Annotated in this window: 9 protein-coding genes; 8 read left to right on the plus strand and 1 reads right to left on the minus strand. The window is 73.2% G+C overall.

Features of this window, described 5'->3' with window-relative positions; genetic code table 11:
• The first annotated feature begins 252 nt into the window (after nucleotides 1-252).
• The 8 genes from MXD62_RS31035 (at nucleotide 253) to MXD62_RS31070 (ending at nucleotide 10,383) form a co-directional block, all read left to right on the plus strand.
• Entirely contained in the window at nucleotides 253-1,611 is a 1,359-nt protein-coding gene (locus tag MXD62_RS31035; RefSeq protein ID WP_248832916.1) for an ABC transporter substrate-binding protein, read from the plus strand.
• A 3-nt stretch (nucleotides 1,612-1,614) separates the two neighbouring features.
• Nucleotides 1,615-2,388 (plus strand): ABC transporter ATP-binding protein, encoded by a 774-nt coding sequence (locus MXD62_RS31040; RefSeq protein ID WP_248832917.1) that lies wholly within the window; start codon nucleotides 1,615-1,617, stop codon nucleotides 2,386-2,388.
• Nucleotides 2,385-3,248 (plus strand): ABC transporter permease, encoded by an 864-nt coding sequence (locus tag MXD62_RS31045; RefSeq protein ID WP_248832918.1) that lies wholly within the window; start codon nucleotides 2,385-2,387, stop codon nucleotides 3,246-3,248. The genes MXD62_RS31040 and MXD62_RS31045 overlap by 4 nt, the downstream gene beginning before the upstream one ends.
• A 262-nt stretch (nucleotides 3,249-3,510) precedes the next feature.
• Nucleotides 3,511-4,695, plus strand: a complete 1,185-nt coding sequence (locus MXD62_RS31050; RefSeq protein ID WP_248832919.1) for a hypothetical protein — start codon at nucleotides 3,511-3,513, stop codon at nucleotides 4,693-4,695.
• Nucleotides 4,692-6,113 (plus strand): amidohydrolase family protein, encoded by a 1,422-nt coding sequence (locus MXD62_RS31055; protein ID WP_248832920.1) that lies wholly within the window; start codon nucleotides 4,692-4,694, stop codon nucleotides 6,111-6,113. The genes MXD62_RS31050 and MXD62_RS31055 overlap by 4 nt, the downstream gene beginning before the upstream one ends.
• A 65-nt stretch (nucleotides 6,114-6,178) precedes the next feature.
• Nucleotides 6,179-8,266 carry an EAL domain-containing protein gene (locus MXD62_RS31060; protein WP_248832921.1) on the plus strand — a complete coding sequence of 696 codons (2,088 nt, stop codon included), beginning with the start codon at nucleotides 6,179-6,181 and terminating at the stop codon, nucleotides 8,264-8,266.
• 102 nt (nucleotides 8,267-8,368) lie between these two features.
• The gene (locus tag MXD62_RS31065; RefSeq protein WP_248832922.1) at nucleotides 8,369-9,583 is read left to right on the plus strand and encodes a dienelactone hydrolase family protein; all 1,215 of its coding nucleotides are present in this window, start codon (nucleotides 8,369-8,371) and stop codon (nucleotides 9,581-9,583) included.
• A gap of 311 nt (nucleotides 9,584-9,894) precedes the next feature.
• Nucleotides 9,895-10,383 (plus strand): hypothetical protein, encoded by a 489-nt coding sequence (locus tag MXD62_RS31070; RefSeq protein WP_020459887.1) that lies wholly within the window; start codon nucleotides 9,895-9,897, stop codon nucleotides 10,381-10,383.
• Here MXD62_RS31070 and MXD62_RS31075 read toward each other — a convergent pair.
• The gene (locus MXD62_RS31075; protein ID WP_248832923.1) at nucleotides 10,329-10,967 is read right to left on the minus strand and encodes a hypothetical protein; all 639 of its coding nucleotides are present in this window, start codon (nucleotides 10,965-10,967) and stop codon (nucleotides 10,329-10,331) included. The genes MXD62_RS31070 and MXD62_RS31075 overlap by 55 nt on opposite strands.
• Nucleotides 10,968-11,320: the final 353 nt, after the last annotated feature.

The raw sequence follows: 11,320 nt of genomic DNA on the forward strand, positions 1-11,320 counted from the left end.
CCGGCCGGGAAATCGTATTTCCCGGTGCAGTCGACACTATGCGAGGGGGGCGCGCCGGAAGGAACCTTCCTTTGTTGGGGCCTGATCCGTCTCCCGTTGTTCTTGCCGGGGGGTGAACTGGCTAGAGTGGCCTCGCATTGCGCGGGTCCTTGTCGACGCCGCGCCGTCGGTACTCTGACCGCTGTACGGCGTGGAGCGCTGTACCGAGTGTCTGAACGTGCGCCTGGAAGATGACGACGTGGGGGACGAGCCATGGCCATCGTGTCGCGGTCGCGCGTCCTAAGCGTTGCGATCGCATCGGTTCTGCTGCTGGCGACCGGCTGCTCCGGGGATTCGAATTCCAACGGTACCGGGGTTTCCGGCGTCGTCAAGATCGGCCTGTTGGCTCCGCTCGGCGGAGCGAACGCGGAAGCCGGCCGGGACGCTCAGCGCGGCGCGGATCTCGCCGCCTCGGTCGTCAATGCCGGCGCGGACGCCGATCTCGCCTCGACGGGCATCTGGGGCGCCGGCCGCGCCGCCTCGCTGTCCATCGTGACAATGGACACAGAAAGTGATCGGCAGCGTGCGGTTGATGCTACAGACCGCCTGGTCGCCGAAGAGCACGTCGCCGGCATGGTCGGCGCGTTCGACGCCGAGGCGACGCTGGATGCCAGCCAACGCGCCGAACGCCTCGGAACACCATTCGTGAGTGGTGACGTTCCGTTGAGTGCGCTAACAGAACGTGGGCTGAGCTGGTTCTTCCGTTCCGGTCCGGACGTGCGGAGCTTCGGCGGCGCGTTCCTTTCCCTGCTGCGTGGCGCGGAACGGGACGGCGTCGCCCGCCGGCGGGTGGCCGTTCTTTACGGCGACCGGCCGGAAGGCCACGACCTGCAGGCCATGCTCCAGGAACTGGCCGAGGAGACCGACGTCGAGCTGGTCGCGCAGGTGCGCTACGCGCCGAGCGACCCGGACCTCACCGACGAGGTGGGCATGATCCGCGCCGCCGCGCCCGACATGGTGCTCTTCGGGGCGCTGCCCGGTGCCGGCCGCGCGCTCGGCGACGCGCTGGGCGGGCTCGGCTACGCCCCGCCAGGGATCGTCGTCTACGGGGCCGCGGCGGAGGCGGTGCCGCTGGCCGCGGTGCCCGGTCTCGACGGGCGGGTGAGCCGGCAGGTCGGGTGGTCGTCGCTGGTCGCGCAGGCGAACCCGCTGGCGACCGAGGTGTCGACGCGCTACCAGAGCGCCTACGGCGGGCCGATGACGGAGGCCGCCGCGGCCGCGTACACGGCGGTCATGGTGCTGGCCCGGGCGATCGGCGCCGCGGGCGGTCTCGAGCCGGAGCGGATCAGGTCGGCGCTGGTGGCGACGAACGTGCCCGGCGCGGAGACGGTCATGCCCTGGGAGGGCGTCCGCTTCGACGTGACGCACCAGAACGCGCTGGCCGCGACGGTGGTCGAGCAGGCCACCGGCGGCCGGTTCGCCGTCGTCTACCCGCGGGAGCTCGCCACGGCCGCCTTTTCCTGGCCGGCGACGGACCCCGGCGGCCGGCCCGCCGGCGCGGGCGCGACCACCGGCTCCGGCGGGGGCGCGGGAACCGGCTCGGGCCGCGCCGACGCCCGCAGCGAGGGATGAGTGGTGTCGACACCGAGCGAACCATCCCCCACCGGCCCCCCGCCGCTGCTGACGCTCACGGCGGCCGGCAAGCGCTTCCCGGACGGGACGACCGCCCTGACCGGCGTCGACCTTGCCGTGAGCCGTGGTGACTTCGTCAGCCTGGTCGGCCCCTCGGGCTGCGGGAAGAGCACGGTGCTGCGGCTGGCCTCCGGCCTCACCGAGGCCACGGTCGGCGCGGTCGACCGGGCGACGGACCGGATCAGCTACGTCTTCCAGGACCCGACGCTGCTGCCCTGGCGCAGCGTGCGGCGCAACGTCGAGATGCTGGCCGAGGTGACCGGCGTGCCCCGGGACGCCTACCGGCCCACCGCGGCCGAGCTCATCGAGCTGGTGGGTCTCGCCGGGTTCGAGCGGCACCGGCCGAGGTCGTTGTCCGGCGGCATGCGGATGCGGGTCTCGCTGGCCCGCTCGCTGGTGCTCGCCCCGGAGCTGCTGCTGCTCGACGAGCCGTTCGGCGCCCTCGACGAGCTCTCCCGCGAGCGGCTCAACGACGAGCTGCTCCGGTTGTTCGGCCTGGGCCGCTTCGGGGCGGCTGTCTTCGTGACGCACTCGGTCGCCGAGGCGGTGTTCCTGTCGACGAAGGTGATCGTGATGTCTCCCCGACCGGGCCGGATCGTCGCCGAGCTGGACGTCCCGTTCCCCTACCCGCGGCCGGCGGACATCCGCTTCACCGACGAGTTCACCCGGCTGACGGCCCGCGTCTCGCGGCTGCTGCGCGCGGTGGAGCCGGCATGACCGCGGACACCACCGCCCCCGAGGACACCACCGCCCCCGCGGAGATCGCCGGCCCCGGACGGGCCGGGCGCCGCCCCTTCTGGCGGTCGGTGGACGTCCTCGGCCCCGTGGCGATGTTCGGGTTCATGATCGGTGTCTGGTACCTGGTGAGCCTGGTGCTGCTCGACCCGAAGCGCCGGTTCCTGCTGCCACCGCCGCACGCCGTCGTGGATGTCGCCTTCCTCGACCGGCACAACCTCGAACAGCTGCTGCGCGCGTTGTGGCTGTCCACCTCGGTCGCGCTGACCGGCCTGGGGATCTCCATCGTCCTCGGCATGGCGCTGGCCGTCCTCATGAGCCAGGCGCGCTGGATCGAGCGTTCGGTGTATCCGTACGCGGTTATCCTGCAGACGATTCCGACGCTCGCGATGGTGCCGCTCATCGGTTTCTGGTTCCACTACGGCTTTGTCAGCCGAGTGATCGTCTGCGTGCTGATCGCGCTCTTCCCGATCATCAGCAGCACGCTGTTCGGGTTGCAGTCCGTCGATCGCGGCATGCTGGACCTCTTCGCGTTGCACCGTGTTCCGAGGTGGGTGCTGCTGGTGAAGCTGCGGCTTCCCGCGGCGCTGCCGGCGACCTTCTCGGGTTTCCAGGTGTCGGCCGGCCTGGCCGTGGTCGGTGCCGTGGTCGGCGACTTCTTCTTCAAACAGGGTGACCCAGGGATCGGTGTACTGATAGATCTGTACCGGGCTCGGCTGATGACGGAGCAGCTTCTCGGTGCGGTCATTCTCGCGTCGCTGCTCGGGGTGGCCGTCTTCGTCTTCTTCGGCTACCTGTCGCGGGTTGTCACCGGGGCCTGGTACGGCTCCGAAATCCCCTGAGACGCAGCCGGCACACCGTGTGCGCGAGACCACGTGCGCGTGCTCCGGCGCGGGCGGACCGGCCCCGGATTCGTCCGGCCCGCCCCTGGATTCGGGCGGCCCGCGCCCGGATTTGGCCAAACCGCCCTGGTCGGTCGGACGACAGAGGTCGGCCGGACAACCGCGGTCAGCCGGCCTCGTCCCGCCGGATCCGGCCCGCCTCCCACTGTGCCGGCGCCCTCCTGGACCCCGTGAAACGCACACTTCCCTGAAAGGCGAGAACATGAGACGAACAAAACTGGGCGTGGTGGCCCTGGGTGCGACGGCGGCACTGGCACTGGCGGCCTGCTCCGGGGACTCGACGACGGGCGAGAGTGGTTCCGGCGGTGAGCGGGCGCCGGCGGCCGAGGCGGGTGGCGCCCTCGACCTCGCCGGAGTCTGCCCGGAGAACGTGGTGATCCAGACCGACTGGTTCGCCGAGTCCGAGTACGGCTTCCTCTACAACCTGATCGGCCCGGATGCCAAGATCGACACCGGTGGCAAGCGCATCACCGGGTCGCTGGTCGCCCAGGGCAAGGACACGGGTGTCAACGTCGAGGTGCGCTTCGGCGGGCCGGCCATCGGCTTCGAGCAGGTCAGCTCCCAGCTCTACCTCGACCCGGAGATCGACCTGGGCCTGGTCTCCTCGGACGAGGCGATCCAGAACTCCAAGAGCCAGCCGACCACGGCTGTCTTCGCCCCGTTCGAGGTCAGCCCCATCATGATCATGTGGGACAAGGCGAAGAACCCGAACTTCCACACCCTGGTCGACATCGGCCAGACCGACACGAAGGTCCTGTACTACGAGACCGACACCTACATGCAGTACCTGCTCGGCGCGGGCATCCTGCGGGCGTCCCAGGTCGACGGCAGTTACGACGGCGGCCCGTCGCGCTGGGTGACCGAGGACGGCGCCGTCGCGCAGGGCGGGTTCGCCACCTCCGAGCCCTACATCTACAAGAACGAGCTGGACGGCGGGCGCAGCTACGACGTCGACCTCCAGCTGATCAACGACACCGGGTATCCGGTCTACGGGCAGGCGCTGTCGATCCGCTCCGGTGACAAGGAGACCCTCGCGCCCTGCCTGAAGAAGCTGATCCCGATCGTCCAGCAGTCGCAGGTCGACTTCGTGAGCGACCCGGCCGAGACCAACGCGCTCATCATCAAGGCCGTGCAGGCCGACGACGTCTCGGTGTGGAACTACTCGCCGGGCCTGGCCGAGTTCGCCGTCACCACGATGAAGGAGCGCGGCCTGGTCGCCAACGGGCCGAACGCGGCCGTCGGCGACATGGAGGAGGACCGGCTGACCCGGATGATCGAGATCCTCGAGCCGATCTTCACCGGCCAGCGCAAGGAGCTCAAGGCCGGCCTGGCACCCGGTGACCTGTTCACGAACGAGTTCATCAACACCTCGATCGGCCTCAAGTGACCCCACCACCGGCGGGTCCCGCTCCGCTGCCCGCCGACTTCGTCGTGCGGGCCCGGCACGTCCTGACCATGGGGCCCCGCGGTCATCTGCGGGACGCCGCGGTCGCCGTCGTCGGCGGGCGGATCGCCGCCGTCGACACCGCGGCGGACGTCCGGGCGCGGTTCGCGGACCTGCCGGTGGTCGGGGACGGCGGCGGGATCCTGATCCCGGGGCTGGTCAGCGCGCACGGCCACTTCTCCGAGGGGCTCGTCACCGGCATCGGTGAGACGCACACGCTGTGGGAGTGGTTCGTCCGCGTCGTCGAGCCCATCGAGGGGCACCTCACCCGGGACATGGCCTACGTCGGGACGCTGCTCAAGGCGGCCGAGCTGGCCTGTTCCGGGGTGACGACGGTCGCCGACATGTTCTGCTCGGCGGCCGGGGCCACCCCGGTCACCCCCGGGGTGGTCGACGCCCTCGACGCCGTCGGCCTGCGCGGCGACGTGTCGTTCGGCCCGGCGGACTCGGCGAACCCCCGGCCGGTCGCGGCCGTCCTCGCCGAGCACGCGGCGCTCGCCGACGCCGCCCGCAACTCCCGCCGGACCACCTTCCGGGTGGGCCTGGCGACCGTGCCGTCGAGCAGCGACGAGTTGCTCGACGAGACGGCCCGGCTGGTCGCGCAGACCGGCCGGCTGCATGTCCACCTGCACGAGATCCGCGAGGAGGTGACCGCGTCGCGGACGACGCGCGGCACCGGGTCGATCGAGTTCGCCGCGCGGCGTGGGCTGCTCGACGCCCAGGTCGTGGCCGCGCACTGCGTGTGGCTCGACGACACCGACGTAGAACTGCTGCGCCGGCACCGGGTCGCGGTCGCGCACTGCCCCGTCTCGAACATGATCCTCGCCAGCGGGGTGTGCCAGGTCCCGCGGCTGCTGCGCGACGGGCTCACCGTCGCGCTCGGCGTGGACGGCGCGGCGAGCAACGACAGCCAGAACATGCTGGAGACGATGAAAATCGCCGCCCTGCTGCAGAAGGTGCACCACCTGCAGGCGACGGCCCTGACGGCGCCGACGGTGCTGCGGATGGCGACCATCGAGGGCGCGCGGGCGCTCGGGCTCGCCGACGAGGTCGGCTCCCTGGAGGTCGGCAAGGCCGCCGACCTGGTCTACCTCGCCGAGGCGAGCCCGTCGCTGGCGCTCGTGCACGACCCGTACCAGGCGGTCGTCTACTGTGCCTCCCCGCGGGACGTCACCGGGGTGTGGGTGGCCGGTGAGCGGGTCGTCGTCGACGGGCGGCTGGCCACCGTCGATCTCGGGCCGGTCCTGCCGTGGGCGCGTGAGCTGGCCGTCGAGCTCGCCAGCCGGGCCGGGCTGGACTCCGAGCTGCGCTCCGCCGCGGCCGGCCCGCCAGTGGAAGTGGTGCCCGGCGCGGCGCGGTGAACGACGGTTGGGGTCCTTTCGGACATTAGACTGCGCACTCCGGGCGGCGCGGTGCGGGAGGTGCGGTGATCGCTGGGGTTGCGGGGCTGGCCGCGGCGGCTTCCTCTGTCGGCATGCTGATCGTCACTGCGGACGGCCGGGTGGCGTGGGTCAACGACGCCCTCGTCGACCTCGTCACCGGGACGAGGAACCCCGACTCGCCGTTCGAGGCGCGGCTCGCGGTCGCCGAGGCCGGCCTGCCGCTGACCGGGCTGCACCCGGCGGCCCCGCCCGCAGTCCTCGACTGGGCCGGCGCCGACGGCGAGCCGCGCCGGCTGCGCATCAGCTGCCGCGACATGAGCGCCGGGCAGCCCTCGGAGCTGCTGCTCTTCGAGATCGTCGACCTCACCGGCGAGGCCGCCGACGCCGCGCGGGCCGCCGAGGCCGCCGTCACCGAGGCCGCCCTGGCCGCCCTGGCGGCCGGCCAGCGCCCGGCGCCCGCCGACTCCGGCCTCGCGGAGGATCTCCCACCCGCCGGGTCCTCCGGCCCGGCCGCCGGCGGCCGGGACACCGACGCGGCGGGCGGCCTCGATCTCGAGGACGCCGCCTGGCTCGACGCCGCGGCGGCGATCGTGCTGGCCGCGGGCACCGAGGCGCCGTCCCCGGCCCAGCCCGGCGGCGGCCCCGAAGCGGCGGACGCCGGGTACGCCCTCGACCACTCGGACCACGCCCTCGACCACGTCGCCGACCACGGCGTCGACCACGCGGCCGGAGGTGCCGACGGCCACGCGGCCGACGCCGCCGCGGCGGCCGGCGGCGCACTCCCGGCCGCCCCCGCCGTCGACCCGCTCACCGGGTTCGCCACCCGGTACGCCATGGCCGAGGAGCTGGACGGCCGTATCGCGGCCGCGGCAACCGCCGCCGCCGCCGGCACGGCGGTCGAGGCGGAGACCTCGGGCCCGGCGGGCCCACCGGGCTGCCTGCTGCTGCTCGACGTCGACCACCTCGCCGACGTCAACGACCTGCAGGGCCACACCGCGGGCGACGCCGTCCTGCGCGGACTCGCCCACAGCCTGCGCGCCGAGCTGCCCGAGGCGATGCTCGGCCGGCTCGGCGGGGATGAGTTCGCCGTCCTCCTGCCCACCGGTGGCGGCGGCGAGGGGCTGGCCGTCGCCGAGCGGCTGTGTGCCGCGCTCGCCACCAGGCCCGTCGCGCCCGGCGAGCTCCCGGCCCGGGCCACGGTCAGCATCGGCGTCGTCCCGCTGGACCTGGCGGCCGGCAGCGAGGCCGCGTTCGCCTGGGCGGATCTCGCGCTGCGGGAGGCGAAGCGGGCCGGGCGCAACCGGGCCCGGCTGTTCACCCGGGAGCAGTACGACGAGGCCGCGCTGCGGGTGACGGTGACCAGCCGGGTCGCCGCCGCGCTCGACAGCGGCCAGATGTCGCTGGACGTGCTGCCCCTCGTCGATCTCGCCAGCCGCGAGGTGGTCGGCTTCGAGCTGCTCTCCCGGCTGCGGGACGGCGTGTGGCCCGAGCTCGGGCCGCGGGGCTTCCTCGCGGCGGCCGAGCACACCGACCTGGGCCTGCACCTCGACCGGTGGGTCGTCCTCCGGGCGGTCAACGCTCTGGTCAGCGGCGTGCCGGGCCGGCTGTACGTCAACCTGGCCGCGCGGTCCCTGCACGACCCCGCCTTCGGTGACTTCGTGCTCTCCACCCTGCGGGACGGCCGCGTCGACCCCTCCCGGCTGGGCCTGGAGATCTCCGAGAGCGCGGCGGTGGCCAGCCCGGACGCGGCCCGGCGGCTCGCCGAGCAGCTCGGCGCCGCCGGCTGCCCCGTACTGCTGGACGACTTCGGGATGCAAACGGGCGCGGTCGTCGCGCTGCGCAACCTCCCGCTGTGGGCTGTGAAGATCGACGCGAACGTCGTCCGCAACGCCGATGCGAACCCGCGCGACCGCTCCCTGGTGGAGGCGGTCGTCCAGATCGCGCGGACGGCCGGCATGCTGGTCATCGCCGAGGGGGTGGACCGCGCGTCACTGCCGCAGGTGCTGCTCGACCTCGGTGTGAGCCTGGCACAGGGCTATCACGTCGGCCGCCCGCGCCGCCTCACCGAGCTGCTCGGCGGCCCGGACGGCGACGACGTCACGACGGTGATGAGCCTCGGCAACCGGCGGTGACGGCTGTCCGCTGAGCGGCCGCACGCCGGGCAGACGGGGCGATGCGGCTTAGAAGGGCCGCGCCGCGCACCGGGCGCCGTCACCGTGCGTAGTGTCAGCCGCATGGTGGGAAGCGCCGGAAGCGGCGCGGTCGTGCCGCGTGCCCTGCTGGTGGCCGCCCTGCTTCTGGGGCTGCTCCTCTCCCTGCCCGGCCCGCCGTCCGCCGGCCCTGCCCGGGCAGGCGTGGTCCTGGCCGGCGGGTCCACCGGCGTGGCACCGCCCGCGGCACCCGATGAGCTAGGCCCGTTCACCGCCGGCTACCGGACCCTGACCGTCTCGGATCCGGGGCGCCCGGGCCGGCTGCTGACCACCTCGGTCTGGTACCCGGGCGCTCCAGCGCGCCTCGGCCCGGTGGCGCTGCCCCCGGCCGCGCTGCCCCCGGCCGCGCAGTACCCGGCCGCGCGGTACCCGGTGGCGCCGGGCGTGGACGTGCCGTCGGCCCTGGCCCACGAGGAGATACCGGTGGCGCCGGGCCGCTTCCCACTCGTGGTCGTATCGCACGGCAGCGCCGGCGGTCGGGTGCAGCTCGCCTACCTGGCCGAGGCATTGGCGACGCACGGCTTCGTCGTGGCCGCGCCGGACCATCCCGGCGACACCATGATCGAGGCGGCCGAGGGCCGGCAGGCCCCGCTCGTCGAGCTCGCCAGCGACCGGCTGCTCGACGTCTCGGCGGTGATCAGCGCGTTCACGAAGCCGGACTGCCCGCTGTCGCGGATGGTGCGCGCGGACGAGGTCGGCGTCGTCGGCTTCTCCTTCGGTGGGCTGACCTCGGTGGTCTCGACCGTGGGCTTCCTGCGGGCGCCGGCCGACCCGCGGGTGCGGGCCGTGGTCGGGATCGCGCCGGCCACCGAGGTCGTACCGGAGCGGGAACTCGACCGGGTGCGCGTCCCGGTGCTGCTCGTCGGCGGCAGCGACGACCTGGCGGCGCCGGTGGAGCGCAACGCCGGGCGCACCTTCGACGGGCTCCACGGCGCGCACCCGCGCTACCTGGTCACGGTGACGGGCGGGATGCACAACTCGTTCACCGAGATCTGCGCCCAGGCCGCGGCGGTGCGCGACCGCCCGGTGCCCGAGGGCGTGCGGGTGCGGCTGGAGGTGACGGCGGAGGTGACCTGCCGGCCGCCGGCTGTCGACATCGACCGCGCCCACCGCCTGACGACCTACTACACGGTGGCGTTCCTGGAGCGCCGGCTGCTCGGGGCCACCACCTACGACTCGTTCCTCACCCCGGCCGCCGCCCGCCGGTTTCCCGAGGCGCTGTTCCACGCCGCCGGCTGAGCGCCCGCGGGCTTCGCGGGCCTTCGGAGCCCGCCAGGACCCACGGCGTCCGCGGAACTTGGGGAGCCCATGGTGCGCCAGGGCTGTCAGGGTGGACACTGCTGTGGTCTGATCAGGTGGGCGTGCGCGTGTGACCTGCGGCGACGCCCTGCATGTGCGGGCGCGCCGCGGCCCGGCGCGGCGAAACGGGTGACCGCCGCCGACACCGGCGGCTACGGTGGCCCGACCAGCCGGTGGCCGGGTGGCCGCCGGTGGGGTGTAGGGCAACGCTCAGGGGCACGGCGATGTGACCCGCGAGGAGGTCGGCCAGTATGTCCGCTCGCCAGGTACGGCGGTTTCATCTCGAGCGTGATGTCGACGTGTCCGGAGTGTCCGGCACGGGTTCGGTCGCCTTCGGGGCGCAGGCTCCCGATGGCACCTGCGTCCTGTGGTGGAACTCCGAGCACGGGTCGGTCGCGATCTACCCGTCGATGGAGACGCTGCTCGCCATCCACGGCCACGCCGGGATGACGAGAGCGGTCTACATCGACTCCCCGCCCGCGGGCCCGCACGGCGCCGGTGCGCAGCCGGCGCCCCGGGCGGCCCGCACCGGCGGCTGGCGGTCGGTGGCGGCACGGGGCGGGCGTGGCGGGCGCGCCGCCCGCACAGGAAACGGGCGGCCGGCCCGGCCGTCATGGAGCGTCACCACGGGATCCGTCGCCGCGCGGATGGTCGCCCGGGGCGGCGCGGCGCGCGCCCTGTCCGTTCAGGTGAGCGGTCGGAAGCACGGCACGGTCGGCCCGTCCGGGTCGATCGTGTAGAGCGCGAGGGTGCCCGCCATGTCCTGCGGGTCCACGCCGATGATGTTCATGTCGTCGACGACACCCGCCATCACGCCGAGTGCGTGGCGCAGCAGCACGGGCGCCAGCCCGCGCGGGTTGTCGACGTGGGTGTGGAACTCGACGGCGGTGTCACGGTCCGCGGTCAGGGCGGCCAGGGTGCCGAGCCTGATCCGGTCGGTGAGGATCTCCCAGACCCGTTCCGACTCCGGCGCCTCCGGGCTGCGCCACACCGTCCGGTAGGACATCGCGGAGATCACCGCGGACGGGGACTGCCCGGTGCGCAGGTGGATCGTGACCGTCCACATGGCAAGCAGCCAGCACAACGCCCCCATCGTTCGGTGTGGATCGTCATCGACCCGTTCGGCCAGGTGTTGTTCGGCGGCATACCGGGTGTGTGGCGACAGCCACGCCACGACCAGGCGTTCGACGTCGACCACGTCAATCATGGGGAGCTCGTTGGGATGGGGACGGGCAAGTGCTGCAGCCCGCCGTGAACTTGTGTCGACCAGGGCCAACGCCCCCGCATCCGGGAGAGTCTGCCAGGCGAGTCCCGACAGCGGCATGGCGCACACCGTAACGTGGCGTGCGCCATTCCACCACCAGCGTTGGTGAAAGCTTGGGGTCGTTCGTGTTTCCGACCCCACTCTTCTGTGCCAGTCGAGCGGATTTCCGCGCTGGTCAGGCTGGTTCTGTTCCCACTCCGTCGCCCTCGGTTCCGGCTGTGCGACGTGGTGTGCCTACCGGCGTGCCCTGCGTGTTGACGCGAGGGCACGCCGGGCCCACCGAGGTGTTGGTCCGTCGGTGCCGGTCCGGCGGTGCCCGCCAGCCGGTGGCTATTCGCCGAGCAGGTCGATGACGGTGCTGGGTGGCTGGCTGGGTGTGGTGGCGATGTGGGTGCGCCAGTGGGCTTCGGCGG

The sequence above is a fragment of the Frankia sp. Mgl5 genome (genome assembly GCF_023242985.1).
GTDB lineage: Bacteria > Actinomycetota > Actinomycetes > Frankiales > Frankiaceae > Parafrankia > Parafrankia soli.